Source organism: Bdellovibrionota bacterium (assembly GCA_040386775.1).
Lineage (GTDB): Bacteria > Bdellovibrionota > Bdellovibrionia > Bdellovibrionales > JAEYZS01 > JAEYZS01.
Map to the genome: position 1 here is coordinate 132,708 of JAZKEU010000013.1, position 17,121 is coordinate 149,828.

General features: G+C 38.6%; 16 protein-coding genes. 13 read left to right on the forward strand and 3 right to left on the reverse strand.

Annotated elements, in window-relative coordinates; translation table 11 throughout:
* Positions 1 to 113: 113 nt before the first annotated feature.
* From V4596_08660 to V4596_08675, 4 genes are all read left to right on the forward strand, one after another.
* Positions 114 to 1,769, forward strand: a complete 1,656-nt coding sequence (locus V4596_08660) for an AMP-binding protein (protein MES2769203.1) — start codon at positions 114 to 116, stop codon at positions 1,767 to 1,769.
* A gap of 31 nt (positions 1,770 to 1,800) precedes the next feature.
* Positions 1,801 to 3,660, forward strand: coding sequence for a thioredoxin family protein (locus V4596_08665; protein MES2769204.1), 1,860 nt, complete (start codon positions 1,801 to 1,803; stop codon positions 3,658 to 3,660).
* A gap of 67 nt (positions 3,661 to 3,727) precedes the next feature.
* A complete protein-coding gene (locus V4596_08670; protein MES2769205.1) occupies positions 3,728 to 4,321 on the forward strand; it encodes a thioredoxin family protein in 594 nt (197 codons plus the stop codon).
* 18 nt (positions 4,322 to 4,339) lie between these two features.
* On the forward strand, positions 4,340 to 6,211 hold the full coding sequence (locus V4596_08675; protein MES2769206.1) for an ABC transporter ATP-binding protein: 1,872 nt from the start codon (positions 4,340 to 4,342) through the stop codon (positions 6,209 to 6,211).
* Between the two features lie 3 nt (positions 6,212 to 6,214).
* Here the strand turns inward: V4596_08675 and V4596_08680 are convergent, their stop codons facing one another.
* Positions 6,215 to 6,556 carry a DMT family protein gene (locus tag V4596_08680; GenBank protein MES2769207.1) on the reverse strand — a complete coding sequence of 114 codons (342 nt, stop codon included), beginning with the start codon at positions 6,554 to 6,556 and terminating at the stop codon, positions 6,215 to 6,217.
* Positions 6,557 to 6,625: 69 nt separating this feature from the next.
* On the opposite strand from V4596_08680, the gene V4596_08685 reads away from it, so the two are divergent.
* From V4596_08685 to V4596_08710, 6 genes are all read left to right on the forward strand, one after another.
* Positions 6,626 to 7,159, forward strand: a complete 534-nt coding sequence (locus tag V4596_08685) for a peroxiredoxin (GenBank protein MES2769208.1) — start codon at positions 6,626 to 6,628, stop codon at positions 7,157 to 7,159.
* A gap of 1 nt (position 7,160) precedes the next feature.
* Positions 7,161 to 9,188 carry a M3 family metallopeptidase gene (locus tag V4596_08690; GenBank protein ID MES2769209.1) on the forward strand — a complete coding sequence of 676 codons (2,028 nt, stop codon included), beginning with the start codon at positions 7,161 to 7,163 and terminating at the stop codon, positions 9,186 to 9,188.
* Positions 9,189 to 9,249: 61 nt separating this feature from the next.
* Complete coding sequence (locus V4596_08695; GenBank protein MES2769210.1) at positions 9,250 to 10,518, forward strand: hypothetical protein; 1,269 nt, start codon at positions 9,250 to 9,252, stop codon at positions 10,516 to 10,518.
* An 11-nt stretch (positions 10,519 to 10,529) separates the two neighbouring features.
* The gene (locus V4596_08700; GenBank protein MES2769211.1) at positions 10,530 to 11,072 is read left to right on the forward strand and encodes a hypothetical protein; all 543 of its coding nucleotides are present in this window, start codon (positions 10,530 to 10,532) and stop codon (positions 11,070 to 11,072) included.
* Between the two features lie 68 nt (positions 11,073 to 11,140).
* Entirely contained in the window at positions 11,141 to 12,403 is a 1,263-nt protein-coding gene (locus V4596_08705) for a hypothetical protein (GenBank protein MES2769212.1), read from the forward strand.
* Between the two features lie 8 nt (positions 12,404 to 12,411).
* Complete coding sequence (locus V4596_08710) at positions 12,412 to 12,987, forward strand: hypothetical protein (protein ID MES2769213.1); 576 nt, start codon at positions 12,412 to 12,414, stop codon at positions 12,985 to 12,987.
* 5 nt (positions 12,988 to 12,992) lie between these two features.
* Here V4596_08710 and cobB read toward each other — a convergent pair whose 3' ends face one another.
* Positions 12,993 to 13,697 carry a Sir2 family NAD+-dependent deacetylase gene (gene cobB / locus V4596_08715; GenBank protein ID MES2769214.1) on the reverse strand — a complete coding sequence of 235 codons (705 nt, stop codon included), beginning with the start codon at positions 13,695 to 13,697 and terminating at the stop codon, positions 12,993 to 12,995.
* 25 nt (positions 13,698 to 13,722) lie between these two features.
* Between cobB and V4596_08720 the strand changes: the two genes are divergently transcribed.
* On the forward strand, positions 13,723 to 14,886 hold the full coding sequence (locus V4596_08720) for an RsmD family RNA methyltransferase (protein MES2769215.1): 1,164 nt from the start codon (positions 13,723 to 13,725) through the stop codon (positions 14,884 to 14,886).
* Between the two features lie 10 nt (positions 14,887 to 14,896).
* Here the strand turns inward: V4596_08720 and V4596_08725 are convergent, their stop codons facing one another.
* Positions 14,897 to 15,643 carry a DUF481 domain-containing protein gene (locus tag V4596_08725; GenBank protein MES2769216.1) on the reverse strand — a complete coding sequence of 249 codons (747 nt, stop codon included), beginning with the start codon at positions 15,641 to 15,643 and terminating at the stop codon, positions 14,897 to 14,899.
* Between the two features lie 203 nt (positions 15,644 to 15,846).
* Between V4596_08725 and V4596_08730 the strand changes: the two genes are divergently transcribed.
* On the forward strand, positions 15,847 to 16,749 hold the full coding sequence (locus V4596_08730) for a DUF6607 family protein (protein MES2769217.1): 903 nt from the start codon (positions 15,847 to 15,849) through the stop codon (positions 16,747 to 16,749).
* A gap of 21 nt (positions 16,750 to 16,770) precedes the next feature.
* Entirely contained in the window at positions 16,771 to 17,070 is a 300-nt protein-coding gene (locus V4596_08735) for an MscL family protein (protein MES2769218.1), read from the forward strand.
* Positions 17,071 to 17,121 lie beyond the last annotated feature (51 nt).

The window sequence follows — 17,121 nt, forward strand, 5'->3', positions numbered from 1 at the left end:
AGAGATAGATCTAAAAAACGCAAGCCATGGGGAAATCCTGAGACTTGCGTTTTTTTTTGTGCTAGCTTTTGTAGTATTGCATATCACTAACTACAAACTTAATCGGGGGATTAATGAGCTTTTACTGGCATAAAAACTATCCAAAAGGTATTCCAGAGCAAATCGACGTCAATCAGTACTCATCCATCGTTCAAGTTATAGAAGAATCCTGCAAAAAATTTAGTAACCTTAAAAGCTTCACAAATATGGGCGAAAGTCTAACTTTTGACCGAGTCAATAAGCTCAGTGATGATTTCGCATCGTTTCTTCAACACGAGCTGAAACTAAAAAAAGGTGATCGTATAGCGATTCAAATGCCGAACTGTCTTCAATATCCCATCGCTCTCTTTGGCGCATTGAAGGCAGGACTGATCGTAGTGAACACAAATCCTCTCTACACAGTAAAAGAAATGGATCATCAATTTAAAGATTCCGGCATTAAGGCCATCGTGATCTTTGCGAATTTTGCCGTGAACCTAGAAAAAATTCTCCCCAATTTCCCTCACATCAATATCGTTGTGACAGAACTTGGAGATATGTTTAAGCCTGTTAAAAAACTACTAGTGAACTCAGTTGTAAAAAACGTAAAGAAAATGGTTCCTGCTTACAGTCTTCCGGGTGCATATAGCTTTGCTGAAACACTGTCTATTGGTGCAAAAAAGAAATATCAAAAAGTAGATATCAAATCTGATGAAGTGGCTTTCCTTCAATACACGGGAGGAACTACCGGAGTCTCTAAAGGCGCAATCCTTACAAATAAAAATATTATTGCGAATATGCTCCAGGCAAAAGAATGGATGTCTCCACTTTTAAGAGACGGCGAAGAGGTGATCATTACGGCGCTTCCGCTTTATCATATTTTTTCTCTTACAGTGAATTGCTTAATTATGATGTCTAAGGGCGGAGAGAATGTTCTTATTACAAATCCAAAAGATATTCCTGGATTCATTAAAGAATTAAAAAAGCACAAGTTCACAGTCATGACAGGTGTGAATACGCTCTTCAATGCTCTGATGAATAATCCTAAGTTTTCTGAAATTAATTTTAAGAGTGTAAAGCTCTCTGTGGCGGGAGCTACGGCTCTGCAAAAAGCAGTTGCAGAAAAATGGAAACAAAAAACCGGAACTACTGTTATAGAAGGTTATGGATTAACTGAGGCATCTCCAATTGTGTGTTGCAACCCTGTTGGAGGTGGCGACCAAATAGGAACCATCGGAATGCCAGTCCCATCAACGGAAGTAAAGCTTTTGGATGATGACGGGAAAGAAGTTAAAGAGGGCGAGCCAGGAGAGCTTTGTGTAAAAGGTCCGCAAGTGATGCAAGGTTATTGGAATCGTCCGGATGAAACTGATAAAGTGATCAAAAATGGCTGGTTGCACACGGGCGATATTGCAGTTTCTGATTCTTCCGGGTTCTTTAAAATTGTAGATCGCAAAAAAGATATGATTCTTGTTTCTGGATTTAATGTTTATCCAAATGAGATCGAAGATGTAGTGGCAAGTCATCCAGGAGTTCTGGAGGTCGCGGCTGTTGGAATTCCAGATGAACATTCTGGTGAAGCCGTAAAACTTTTTATCGTGAAGAAAGATCCAAATCTAAAAGAACAAGATGTTTTGGATTTCTGTAAAGATAAGCTTACAAATTACAAGCGTCCAAAATCTATTGAATGGCGCAAAGAATTGCCAAAAACAAATGTAGGTAAGATTTTAAGAAGAGAACTTAGAGGATAATCTTGCCTCTTTCTTAATCGAACAGGATTTCATGAAGCTCTCAGTTATTGTACTCATTCTGTTTTGTACTATGAATCTCTTTGCTGCAGAGTCTGAGATGCAAAGACGCGATCATGTGATCGTGTCTTTGATTGCTGATCACGATCAAATTTCTTCCAATCAAGACTTTAAAGTTGGCTTAAAATTCATTATCGAAAAGGGCTGGCACATTTATTGGAAAAATCCTGGGGACTCAGGTACAGCCCCCAAAATTAAATGGGAACAATCTAAAGTCCAAATTTCCAGCTTCAGCTGGCCGACCCCACATATATTTCACATCGAGCCTCTGGCAAACTACGGTTATGAAAAAGAAGTTATTTTTCCAATGGAGGTTAAGTTTTCTGGAAATAATTTTCAACTTGCAGGTGAGGCTTCGTGGTTGGTTTGTAAGATTGAATGCATTCCCGGAAAAGCACAGCTGAAACTCACAATTCCAGTGGGCGAAGAGGAGATATCTTTTTCTGACTCAAAAGAAATCGAAAAATATCTTTCGTTAAAAGCCATCGCTACCAATGACATCAAGCTTTCGCTTGATCAAGATGCCTCGACATTCAAATTAAAATTCTCCTCTGAAGACATGGATTTAAAGTCTTTCGAAAAAGCTTATTTTTTTCCTAATGATGGGACATACATTGCCCACGCAGCTCCACAGGAAATGTCCACTGATAAAAACCACATTGAGCTCACTATCAAAAAGAGTGATTCACTGACAGAAAATCCTGAATTCATTGATGGAGTTTTAGCATTAGAGAAAAAAGGTGAACCAAGACTATCTTTTGAAGTTTCTAGTGAAGCTAAAGGAGCAGGTCTCTCTCTTTGGATGGCTCTGGCATTTGCCTTCTTAGGAGGATTGATTTTAAACCTTATGCCGTGTGTATTTCCGGTGATCTCTATTAAAATTTTAGGTTTTGTAGATTCAAGTCAAAAAACGAATACAGAAATTTCTAATCACGGGTGGGCTTATACTGCAGGAGTTCTGCTTTCGTTTTTGATTTTGAGTGGTGCTCTTTTAATTTTAAGATCACTCGGACAAAGTCTAGGCTGGGGATTCCAATTGCAATCGCCATATTTTGTAATTTTCATGATGGTTTTATTTTTTCTTATTGCTCTTAATCTCTGGGGAGTGTTTGAAATTGGGGAAAACCTAGCGGGCGTTGGGAACAAAGTTTCCAGACAAAAAGGCTATGGAGGTTCCTTCTTTACAGGAATTCTTGCGACACTTGTTGCAACTCCGTGTACGGCTCCTTTTATGGGTTCGGCACTTGGATTTGCAATTACACTTCCGCCAATTCAATCCGTATTTATTTTTTTGATGTTGGGATTTGGAATGGCGGTCCCATATTTAATATTGAGTTACTTTCCTTCTTGGATTCGAAAACTTCCTAAGCCAGGTCCGTGGATGATCACATTCAAAAAAATCTTAGCAATACCAATGTTATTGACGGTGGTGTGGCTGGGGTGGGTGCTGTCACTGCAACTTCAGAGCCCGGAAAACATAAAAAATGAAGGAGCCTGGATTTCTTATTCTGAAACTGAACTTCAAAAGTTACGGGATGAAGGGGCTCCTGTATTTGTGGATTTCACTGCGGCGTGGTGCATAACTTGCCAGGTGAACAAGAAAGTTGTTCTTAATACTGACAAAATTCAATTGGCTTTCAAAGAGGCAGGCGTTGTGCTTATGAAAGCGGACTGGACCAATCAAGATCCTGTAATCACAAAGGCTTTGGCAGCATTTGATAGAAACAGTGTTCCTCTTTACATTTTATATACAAAAAACAAGGATGATAAGCCCCTTGTCCTGCCCGAGATTCTTACAGATGATATTGTGCTAAATAGTCTCAAGAAACTTTAACAAATCTGGGATTGATCTTTACCATAAGCAACTCTAGAATTTTACACAAATAGAAGGAGACATTATTATGATCAAATTAAGCGCACTGCTATTATCGCTATTTATGGCTACTGTATCGTTTGCAGCAAAGGTTGGAGAAAAGGCTCCAGACTTTAAAGTTTCAGATATGAACGGTAAGACTGTTCAGTTGGCAGATTTCAAAGGAAAATTCGTAGTTCTTGAGTGGATGAACGAAGGCTGTCCTTTTGTTAAAAAACATTATGAATCAAACAATATGCAAAAGCTTCAGAAAGAATACACTGGCAAAAATGTTGCGTGGCTGACAGTTGCTTCTTCACAAAAAGGCAAACAAGGTCACTGGACTCCAGAGCAAGCTCAAACGAAAGCAAAAGAGTGGAATATGGCTCCAACTGCAATTCTACTGGATGAGGGCGCTAAAATGGGCAAGGCTTACGGAGCAAAAGTTACTCCGCACATGTTCGTTATCAATCCAGAGGGTGTTCTGGTTTACAACGGAGCTATTGATGACAATGATTCTTCAGACGCTGCGGATATTCCTAAATCTACAAACTATGTAGATCTAGCCCTTAAAGAATCTCTTGCAGGAAAACCTGTTAAAGTTTCAACTTCTAAGCCTTATGGTTGTGGAGTTAAGTTTTAAGTTATATTATCGTAGCTTATGAAATCTGGAGCTTCTAATACGCCGGACGTATTGCAAAATTCTAAAGACGCGCCGGCGTTACCCAATAAACCTGTAAAATTCGTTCTTCATTTTCTTAGTTTTTATAAATGGAGTCTCGCTCTCATGTTCTTGTTAGAAATGGGACAAGCTGCTTGCCAAATCATGATTCCTTACGCCATCAAAAAACTAATCGATGTGCATACACTTCAAAATTTAGATCCCAATGGGTCAATCTTTGTTCAGTACAAAGATCCTCTGATTCTTTTTGTTTGTTTAAGTTTAGGAATTTTAATTTTCAGCAGAGCCAGCGGCGCAATGCTGGTGATAATTGGGCCTACCCTGAGAAGGCGTGTAAAAGTGAATCTTTATCACTATCTTCAATATCATTCTCAAAGATTTTTCTCTTCGCATTTTTCGGGGTCACTATCAAATCGTATCAACGAAGTATCGATGAGTGTGAATCACTCGACATGGACAATTCTTTTTGATTTCTGGCCAATCATCGTTACCTTCTCCTTCTCGCTTTACTTATTGTTGAATGCGCACGTGGGATTGGGAATGTTTTTGGGTGGATGGATTTTATTCTACATCACGGTGTCGTATTTCTTGGCTCGTAAATGCCGTGAGTACGCCAAGAACTATGCAGAAGCTCGCAGTACAGTCAGTGGAAAGATTGTGGATGCTGTCACCAACATCATGAACACGAAGCTCTTTACGCAACTTGATTTTGAAAGAAATCATCTTGGAAATCATTTAAACAACGAAGTCGACCTAGCAAGAAAAACTTTTTGGTTTATGGAAAAGATGAGATGGTTTCAGTTTGTCTCAACGCTTGTTCTACAAGTTGCAATGATCCTTTACAGTCTAACAGTATGGCAAAAAAGTGAAATCACGGTAGGTGAGTTTTCGATGATTGCCTCGCTCTCACTTTTGATCATTAACGATGCTAGAGGATTAAGCCGTAGATTCCTGGAATTTTTTGAATACATTGGGAACGTCACAGACGGCGTGAGAATTATGATTGTTTCACATGATATTGTGGACAGCGACAATGCGACAGTAATTAAGGTGCCAGATGGTCAAATCGAATTCAAAAACGTAGGTTTTGAATATTCTGAAGGGAAAAAAGTATTTGAAGATCTCAGCGTAAAAATTCCCGCGGGACAGAAAGTGGGCTTAGTCGGATTTTCAGGATCCGGAAAGTCTACTTTTTTAAATTTAATTTTAAGATTTTATGAAATCAATAAAGGTGAAATCCTTATTGATAATCAGAATATCAGCAAGGTGACTCAGGATTCTTTGAGAGCAGATGTGAGCGTGATTCCGCAGGAACCAATGTTATTTCACAGATCACTGATGGAGAATATTCGTTATGGTAGAATCAAAGCTACCGACGAAGAAGTGATCAAGGCTTCAAAAGATGCTCACGCTCATGATTTTATTGTAGAAAAGCCCCTACAATATAAATCTCTAGTTGGTGAGAGAGGGATTAAGCTCTCTGGCGGACAAAGACAAAGAATCGCGATTGCTAGAGCATTTTTAAAGAATGCTCCTATACTTTTAATGGATGAGGCAACATCATCACTGGATTCCTTTACTGAAAAATTAATTCAAGTGAGTTTAAAAAAATTAATGAAAAATCGAACGGTACTTGTGATTGCACATAGGCTCTCGACAATTTCGCAACTTGATAGAATTATTGTTTTTCACGAAGGTAAAATCATTGAAGATGGAAATCATGATGAGCTCATTGCACTCGGTGGTCACTACTCGAAGATGTGGAATATGCAAGCGGGGGGCTTCTTGCCGTCCAGTTTTGATGAAGAAAAAGAATCTGATGATAAGGAAGAAGCGCCGCTGATGGGTTAGATGCTATGCAGCGGTGTCTTTAAAGATAAAATACGCTGCACCTGCCAAACACAGTGAAGCATACATAAAATTCTTTGATATAGGCGTTTTCATATAAAGTACCGCAAAGCCTGCAAACACAATCATTGTGATGATTTCTTGAATTACTTTAAGTTGAGGTAAAGTGAAGTAGTTTATACCTGTTCTATTGGCCGGGACTTGAAAGACGTATTCAGCAAATGCAATTAACCAGCTCACAAGGATTGCAATATAGAGTGGCTTTTCTTTTAAATTCTTTAAATGACCATACCAAGCAAAGGTCATAAACAAGTTTGAAATCAGTAGTAAACCTATGGTCTTTATCATAAAATAACATTGTCCTTTTCACGAAGTGAATGATTACTCAATCGTAAAGAATAAATAAGGAAAATCAAAATGAAATTCTTAAAATACATCACTTTCTCGCTCTCGCTCTCGCTATTTTCTTTCGACGTTCAGGCTGAAGAATTAAAAGTTGGAGCTCCAGCCCCCATCGTTATGGGAATCAATCAAGATGGGAAATCTGTTGATTTTGCCAAAGCCTATAAAACCAACAAGTATGTTCTCGTATACTTCTACCCAAAGGCAGATACACCAGGATGTACGGCTCAGGCCAATTCACTAAGAGATGCTTACGAAGCACTTCATGATAAAAAAGGAATGGCAATTTTTGGGGTCAGTGCGGATGAAGTGGCAATTCAAAAAGATTTCCAAAAGAAATACAAGCTGCCCTTTGATTTGATTGCCGATGACAAAAAAACAGTCATCAACGCTTTTGGTGTGCCAACGACGATGGGATTTGCCAAGAGACAGGCTTTCCTCATCAAAGAAGGCAAAGTGGCTTGGTTAGATAAGAATGCATCCACTAAGGAACAAGCAGATGATATTTTAAAATTCCTGAAAAATGAATCAGGTGAGAGCGAGAAATAATATGTCAAATCCATTCATCAATAGAGAAGTCGGTCCTTTCAACTCAATCCCATTTGATAAAATTCAAATCGAACACTTTATTCCTGCTCTAAAGAAAGGAATCGAAGAGGGTCATATAAATCTTAAAAAAATTAAAGAAGAAAAAAAACCTAATTTCCAAAACACCATTTTTGCCTTAGAAAATGTTTCGGAGTTATTGGACACGGTTTCTACGGTATACTTTAATCTTCATGGCTCCGAGGCAAAAACCGAACTTGCTGATCTGGCTCCTGAAGTTTCGGCATTATGTTCGAATTTTAGCAGTGATATATTTTTGGATCCAGATCTCTTCAAGCAAGTAAAAGTCGTTTACGAATCAAAAGAAAATCTAGATGCCGAACAAAAGAAACTTTTAGAAAACACATACAAATCTTTTGTGCGTAACGGTGCGCTATTGGATCAATCTCAGAAGGAAACTTTAAGGAAAATAGACGAGGAGCTATCACAGCTCAGTCCAAAATTTTCGGACAATGTTTTAAAATCAACGAATAGTTTCCAGTTCCAAATTACTGATGAATCAAAACTAGAAGGTTTGCCGGCTCCAGTAAGAACCGCTGCCAAAGAAGCAGCGGAAGAAAAAAAATTATCTAACACTTGGCTATTTACGCTGGATGCTCCTAGCTTTATTCCTTACATGAAATATGCAAAAGACAGAGCGGGAAGAGAGTTGATGTGGAAAGCCTACGGTTCTCGCTGCGTAGAGGATCAATACAGCAATAAAGAAGTGATCAAGAGTACACTTGAACTTAAAATGAAAAGATCAAAGCTTTTGGGTTTTAATACTTATGCGGATTACGTTCTTGAAGAAAGAATGGCACAAAAACCTAAAAAAGTGATTCAATTCCTCGAGGATCTCCTGTTGGCTTCAAAGCCCGCAGCCTTAAGAGATCTTGATGAAGTAAAAGAATTTGCTGCTACCAAGGATAAACTTAACGACCTAAAGCCTTGGGATTTTTCTTATTACTCGGAGCAATTGCAAAAAGAAAAATATGATTTTGATGAGCAATTATTAAAACCATTTTTTTCTATTGATAAAACCATTCAAGGTGTATTTGATGTAGCTTCAAAACTCTATCAATTGAAGTTTACACCAAATACAAATGTTTCTGTTTATCATCCCGATGTGAAGGTTTATGAAGTTCATGATTCAAGGACCAATGATTATATTGGTCTTTTCTATTGCGACTTCTTTCCGCGACCAACAAAAAAATCTGGTGCCTGGATGACAGACTATAAGAAACAAGGTTTAAATCCTCAAGGCAAAATGGATGTTCCGCATGTGAGCATCGTTTGTAATTTTACAAAACCTTCAAAGGATGAGCCATCACTTTTAACTTTTGATGAAGTAGCGACTCTGTTCCATGAATTTGGTCATGCCTTGCACGCGCTATTGTCGAAGTGCACATACAAGTCTCTTTCTGGAACAAACGTGTATTGGGATTTTGTAGAATTGCCTTCTCAATTTATGGAAAATTTCCTTTTAGAAAAAGAAGTGTTAGATCTTTTTGCTGTTCACTATAAAACAGGTGAAAAGATTCCTGTGGATCTTATTGAAAAACTTAAAAAAACTTCGAAGTTCCAGGCAGGTTATTTCTGTTTAAGACAATTGAATTTTGCGCTCTTAGATATGAACTGGTATACGCTTGAGAATACAGATGGACTTGATGTTATAAAGTTTGAAAACGAAGCAACAGCGGAAACAAGACTCTTTGATTCCACGCCGGGAATAAATTTTTCTTGCAGTTTTTCGCATATTTTTGCGGGCGGATATTCTGCAGGTTATTACTCTTACAAATGGGCGGAAGTTTTGGATGCAGATGCCTTTGAGTTTTTCAAAGAAAAAGGCCTTTTTAACCCAGACGTTTCGCGAGCTTTTAAGGAAAATATTTTATCTCGAGGTGGGACTGAGCACCCGATGGAGCTGTACAAAAAATTCCGCGGAAGAGAGCCTGATCCAAAGGCATTATTACGCAGAGATGGACTGATTTAAATTCGAAATTTAGATCGTTGGTCCAGTGACAAAACTTTGAGATTTCACTACAATTAAATTTGTGGAATTCAACAAGTTACAGCTCGTATTGTTATTGTCTTTTTTCAGCCTCAATTCTTGGGGTGCGCCGCCTAGTGATTATGCACGTTATGAGCTTAGCCCTGACAAAGAATGGATATATAAAAGAGCTAAAGACTACTATATTGGTGAGTATGGTTTTAACACTGAACAAGAGTGTAAGGGGCCTAGATGTTTAAAGCCTCAAACAAAGATCACTTGTTCTAAATATTCATACATAGATTATGGCTCGAGTGGAAAAATTCAATTTTGTCACATAAATAGGATTGAAGAACCCAGCGGCAAAGCGCGAAAAGCTGGTAACAATTTGCTAGTTGCTACGGGATATATTGAACTGGATGAAAATGGGAAATTTAAGAGATATATACCGGGACTCCCAAGCAATAGAGTTTTTAGAAAAAAAATTCCGATACCCAGCGAATGTGCTGACAATTGTGGGCCGGTGCTGAAACCCGAGCCTAAAGCAGATGGTGTGCTTTCGGGCATAAATATTGTGAGAGAGATAGCAGATAGATTATTGCAAAAACCTTCCATAAGGATACCTCAGGGACCGGAATTGTCCGCAGCTGAAAAAAAACAGATTGGTGATAGAATGGCAGCGAAACTCCAGTACAAAGGTGGATTCAATGCTATGTGCTCTGCCTTCATTCAAAAAAATGGTGAATTAGGACCTCTCGGGAAGAAATTCATTCAAGCGATGAAGAAGGTGGGTTGGCAATATTTTGATGGGGGCCCTTTATCGATAGATTATTCTTCGGTGTGCCCTAACTATAAAAATTTTAGCAATGCAAAAAAAGAATATTTGCAAGCTTGGTTCGGAGCTTCCATGGCACAAGAAGAGTCTTCGTGTAATCCGAATGAAAGCGCAAAAGGTGCCAATGATATCGCAGATGGTTTATTCCAGATGGAGTTCAGTGCTCAGCAAAGAAAAGCTGCAGGTAGAAATCCTAAATTTTGCCCGCATACAGGTATTGATTCAAAAGACATTACTTTTCAAATGGAATGCACAGCTTCTATATTAAAAGATATCAATGCAAAGCAGAACAGAGGTTTGACATATAGAAGTGGATATTGGGATAAATTACGAGGAACAAATGTGTGGACATGGACACGAAAAAAAACTGGAAAAAAACATACAGTTGTGCCAGAGATATCTTGGCATATAATGGACTTCCCTGGATGTGGAGCTACGAAACCAAAATCAGCTCCTAAAACACCAGTGCTAGCTAAACCAAAGCCGAAGGCTAAATGAGAGAAAATTTTATGAAATACATTTTAATCTTATCTTTATTTTTGAACGCACAAAATCTTTTTGCCAAAGAAGAAATGAAGTTTGAGTTTTATCAAACTCCAAACACAGACTCTGAGCTTTCTCCAGACCCGGCGGAACCTTCTAAAGTAAAAAAAGATTTCTTAAAGACCACCGGCATTAAGTTGGGTAAATATGTACAAATTGAAAATTCGGACCCAAGTTGCCTTCAAGGTGAATTGGCGGTGATTGATCTTACAGACAGAGTAACGCTTATGTTAGGGTCAAAACCGATAGCTCAATCTCTTGGGAAAAAGAAATACGAAGAAAAAGAGCGTGATTGCACAATGACGTTTGATACGACTTATACTGAGACAGAGATCAATGAAACTAGAGAAAAAATTTGCAAAAAAGAGAAGATGGTATTAAAGACCAACGTCAAGTTTTCTGGCGATAAGCTATCATACTCTACGATCATCAAAAAAAATGGCAAAATCACTAATGAATTCGAGTGTGATCTAAGATTAGACGTGCCCGCAGAACAACAAAATTTCTAGACCAGAATTATCCATTTCCTCTCCATTGGTCTAGTCATTAATCCAGCCCATAAACCGATAAATTTATCGTGAAATTCAAACAGTTGTACATCATCATTTTAGGTCTAGTAGTTTCGTCAAATGTTATGGCTCAAGAGGCTTCTGTTGAAGGTAGTCCGAGTGTAGAAGTTGCGGCACCGCCCAAGGCAACCCCTTCTTATCCAGAGCCAGCAACTATTACTCTTCAAGCTCCAAAAGATTACTATAGAAAATCTTACGGTTACAATACCAAGCAAACATGTTCGGGAACAATGTGTTTACCGACAGGCTCGGAAGTGGGCTGTTCTTACAGTTATCAAAGTGGTGGGATTCTAGGGACTCAAGTTCAGATCTGTAATCTTAAAAATATTAAAAAAGCAGATGGTACTATTGAAGATGTTTCTAAAAAGAATTTTATGATGGTTACCGGGATAATTGATGCTAACGGTGGATTCAGCGGAACGCTGCCAGATAAAGAAGTTTTATTGGTTAAGCGTTCGTGGGGAAGATGGAAACAAAAAACTTTTGAACCAGCGGCACAACCAACACCCGGAACGGCACAAGATCCTCAGGGCATGAACGCTGGAGTGTGCGCACCCGGCGTAGATTGTCCGACAGAGACAAATAAATGTGAAGGCATGAGTGAGCTGGATAATTTAATCTGTATGACAGATGGATTTAAAAATGTACCAACGCCTGAAGCGACTCCTGAGCCAGAAGTCATAGACTATTCATTTGATCGCGAGAAAATTGGACAGGCATTTAATAGACAACCTTATGGAAAAGTTTGCGAAGGATTTATTAATAAAGAGGGCAATCTTGGCGCGTGGGGAAAAGCGGGCGTTGAAGAATTTAAAAAAGTATGCAATGAGTGTTTCTTTGGTGAGAAGAGTATCGATGTTAAAGATATTTGCCCAAAGTTCAAAAATTTCTCTCAAACACAAAAAGAATACTTTTGGGCTTGGACATTGGCATCAATGGCTTATCCAGAATCGACCTGCAGAGTGCAAGTTCGAGTCAAGGGTACGAAAGTGAGAGGCCATCAAGAATACGCAGTAGGAATACTTCAATTAGAAGAATCAAGTAGAAGAAGAAGGGGTCGTGGGCATGAGTGCCAGCCGAAAGCAAAGGAATCACTTTATACTCCACGCTTCCAATTTAGGTGTGCAGCCTCTATAATTCAGGATACGAGATATGATGAAGGCCGACCGCTTTGGGGCAGTGCCAACCAATATTGGCAAAAGTTAAGAGGCCTTGGCGGAGAAGGTGGAAGAATTTCAAAATATATAAGTCAATTTCCAGGGTGTCGTTAGGAGTAACTATGAAAAACGTATTTATTTTGTTTACATTGATGTTGAGTTTATCGGTTCACGCTCAGGAAACTAAGAAAAAACCTATGGCTAAGCCGGCAGTTAAAGCCAAGGTAGCGATGCCTGTATCTAATAATGAAACTAGACAAGTGGATACTGTACGCAAAGAAGTATTAAAACCTTCGAAGTTGCAAAAACAATTTGTCGAAGCCACTGGAATCGTAACAGGAGAATACACTGCTGATGCGAATTCAGATGAATGCGATTCGGGCAATCTTAAAATAATTGATTACGGAGATGATTTGGATTTGTTCTACGCGGGCAGCTCAATTATTGTCGGAATTGGAAAAGATAAAGTCGAAGAAAAATACTCGGATTGTAAAAGAACGTTTAGAAGTAAATACACGGGAAATATTATCGAGGAAGTCAGTGAAGAAGTTTGTGCGAAAGAAAAAACAGTAGTTACAACTACGCTTGTTTTGGAGAAAGATAAAATTTCTTATACAGTAAGCAGTATTTTAAATGATACAGAACCAGAAGTTTTAAAATGCTCCGCAACTTACCAAAAAGATGTACCCAAAAAATAATCTTTCTAAAGCTCCCCACTCAAAATCAAATCCACAACCTTTGGGACCTCGGTACTTGCGGGCCCAATAAAGTGTTTATCAAATTCCTGTGAAATATTTGTTCCTTGATTATTGATTTCAATTCTTAGACAGTTTGATGGTGTCTGTGCAACAAAGCCCGCTGCTGGGTAAACGTGACCCGAAGTTCCTATGGATATAAAGATATCACACAAAGATAAGGCTTCGTAGATCTGCTCCATGTAAAGCGGCATCTCACCAAACCAAACGATGTGAGGTCGCAAGAGGTTGGGCTCTTTACAGTCGGGACATAGAGATTCGCTATCAAGATCCTCCGGCCATTCGTAAACGCTTTGATCTTTCTGACAACTGACTTTCTGAAGTTCTCCATGCATATGAATAAGATTTTTATGTCCTATGCGGTCGTGAAGATTATCAACGTTCTGAGTAACCAATAGAAAATTTGCACCAAAGTGATCTTCTAATTTTTTTAAAGCTTCATGGGCGCTATTGGGTTTGAGTTGAGGCTCTTTAAGTTGCCGGCGTCTCAAATTATAAAATTCGTAAACAAGCTTTGGGTTTCGATAAAAGCCCTCTGAGGAGGCCACGTCTTCAATCCGATGGTTTTCCCATAAGCCATTACTATCTCTAAAGGTTTTGATCCCGCTCTCTGCTGATATCCCCGCGCCTGTAAGGACTACAATGTTCTTCATAAAATCATTCTAACATTTTCTATTTATGTTAAAACAAAAAAATATGGCTGAGAGATTTGAATCCTTCGTGAAAGGACTGACATTCAAGGGTTTAGGAGTTGTTTCCCACCCTAATGGACAAGTGTTCTTTGTGCGCGGTGCTTGGCCAGGCGATGAAGGATTATTTGAAGTCGAGTCTCTGGAAAAAACCTACGGATATGCAAAGATCGTAGAGCTCACTAAGAAATCAGAACACAGAAGAGAAGTACCGTGTCCACATCTGGGTTTCGAAGCGGGCAAGTGCGGAGGATGTCCTTGGATGATTGCCACGTATCCAGCGCAGCTCAAAGAAAAAGATCATTTGGTAGAATATCTCCTGGAAAGAGCTTCGGTTCTTACAGACAAAACAAAAATAAAACCAATTATAGGTTCACCAAAAGAATTTTCATATCGAAATCGTGCGCAGTTTAAAACAGATGGAAATGTTGTCGGATATGTATCATCACAAACAAGCGAACTTGCTCCCATCGAAGATTGTTTAGTCTTATCTGATAAGAACCGAGCTTCATTGAAAAACATTCGCGCAAAACTTCCCAATAAAGAATGGATTCCAGACAAAAAATGGAATTGGAATTTCATAGATGTGAATGAGTCTTCCGAAGAAGCTATTTTAAACAAAAGAAAACCTTTCAAGCAAGCCAACGATGAACAAAATGAAAATATGAAGATTTGGTTCAGAAATATTTTAAAAAATTTGGATAAAAGCCAAAACGTATTGGAACTCTTTTGTGGTTCTGGAAATTTCACCGAAGCATTATCGCAAAGCGGATTTAAAAAAATCTTGGCCACGGAAATGAGCGAAGATTCTATCCAAGAATTAAAATCTAAAAATTTAGCAAACGTCGAAGCAATCAAAGAAGATCTCTACAAGCCCCAGTCATGGAAGAGACTTAAGAAAATGATGCCAGAGCCCAAAATTCTATTCTTAGATCCGCCAAGAGAAGGATTTTCAGAGATTCATTCTTTCTTAAAAGAATTCAAATCCATCGAGCATATTATTTATGTGTCTTGTGATCTAAGTACTTATGCAAATGATGTGAAGAAATTAAGAGGGCAGATGTTTGAGCTTGTAGAAATCCAGCCTCTCGACCAATTTCCACAAACTCCACATATTGAGATCCTAAGTTACCTCACTAGGATTTCGCTTTAAAATTAGAAGATTAAAATTTTGCTATCAACGCCGTTGAGAATAACGAATCTGTCTTGTGTGCCGCCGCAGGCATATTGTCGTACTTCACAAGATAAGCTGTCTTAATTGAAAAAGTACTATCTAGAGAGGCGTTGATGGAAGCTTCACCGTTCACATTGTAGTCATCTGTTTCATCCAAGTTGGGAAGATACTCTACCCAGAGTTTAGAGCTAAATGTGGGAGTCCATTTTTTCTCGGATTCGATATACGCTCTGATAAAATCAAAATTTTTATCAACTCCAGTGATATATTCTTCTGTAGTATATCTATAGCCGAGTTCCGTGAATGTGTAATAGTCTTCTTTTTTCGCAACATAATATTTCGCACCTAGATCGGAATTGAATCTTCTATCGATTCCGGCTTTCTTGTCACTTTCAATATTTTGACCAAGGAAGATTCCAAGTTTTTCGGAGAGGTCTCTTTCAATTCTTAAGCCTACATCCCATTTTTCATAGGAAGTTGTAGTGTTGGTAGCATTGTCTCTAGATTCGTTACTGAGATACGAACCATTTAATTTTGCTAAGTAAGCATCGAATTTGTATGAAGTGATATTTTTAATTAGGTAAGAGGACGATCTTGTGTTGCCGTTGGATGAAACGATACCGGCTTCAGCTTCAGCCTTCCAAGGTTTTTCGTCCACGGGTGCTGCTGCGTCTTGCGCGTAAGCTCCAACCGAAAAAATGAAAAGTGAAAGCGCGATGAGAATAATGTTTTTCATAGTAATGCTCCTATATGTGTGAATGGAAAGTATTAAGCTTAAAAGCCAGAATAAAGTCAATTTTACCTAGAAAAAATTAACGCTGAGCCGCGTTTATTAGAAGGTCTTTTTATGTATTGATTTCCCTCTTAATTGATAGAAACATAACCAATACAACACCAAATAATCACATTGCAAAAGCAGTGCATTTCCGGGAGAAAAATATGATTTCATTCATTACAGCGTTGTTGCTGGTTCTAAATGTTCACGCAAGTCCAGAGACCGATGCCATCAAAGCACAATCCGGTTGCTACAAAGTAGATTTCAATTTTGAAGAAACTGAAAAAACCGATCCAAATTATCCGATTTCATCAAAGCCCTATCATGAGTGGGGAATTGAGTGGGTAGAATTAGATTATTTTTCTGAAAACGAAGTTCATCTTCAGCACATCCTCGTAACGCCGCAAGGACCATTGAAGCATTGGAGACAAGAGTGGCAGCGAAATCCAACGCAAATGATGTCATTTGCTGGGAACAACACTTGGACGACGGGTCCAATCTCAAAGCCGATTGAAAATCTGTGGCTTCAAAAAGTTTATCAAGTGGATGATTCTCCAAGATACGAGTGCGCTGCTCCTTGGAATATCTCTGCAGAGAATTCTTCATGGTATTGCAAGGCGTGGAGCCCGCTTCCACGTAGAGAGTTTTCACAAAGAAATGATTATAATATTTTGGACCGAGGAAATCTTGTAGTTCTTAATACAAAAGGTTGGGTGCACCACCAAAAGAACGACAAAGTTTTAACGACTCCAGAGAAAACAGAAATTATTGCAAAAGAAAAAGGCGCAAATAAGTACGAAAAAATCGACGACAGTGAATGTGCCGCTGCAAAGACATACTGGAAAGAGAACAAGCAAATTTGGCATGATATCCAAGCTACTTGGAAAGATATATACACTCATCATCCAGATTTAAAACTCAAATCACAAATTGATGGCAAAGTTCTTTGGATGCACCTCTTTGAATTGGCAGATGCATATGCTAAAAAAACAGAATATGACTCAAAAGTACTTCAAAAAGAAGCGCACGATGTGATCCATAATTTTATGGATGGTCATAAAAATTAAATAAGAAAATAGGAGTAAAAAATGGCTAAAGAATTTATTGAATTTCTAAAAACCTACGGAATTATCGGACTTGCAATCGCTGTGATTATTGGCGGAAAATTAAATGAATTAGTAGGATCATTTGTGAATGATCTTTTAATGCCATTAATTTTTGCTCCTGCACTAAGAGCCGCAAACGTAGATAACATCAGACTCCTCAACTACAACGGCATTTTATACGGAAAATTCCTAGGAGCCTTGCTCGATTTCGGCATCGTTGCCCTGGTGGTTTTCTTGATCGCAAAGTACTTATTCAAAGAAGAAAAAGTAGTAAAAAAATAATGGTGAGCTAAAAATAATGGTGAGCCGCACCTTTTCCAAAGATTTGCGTCA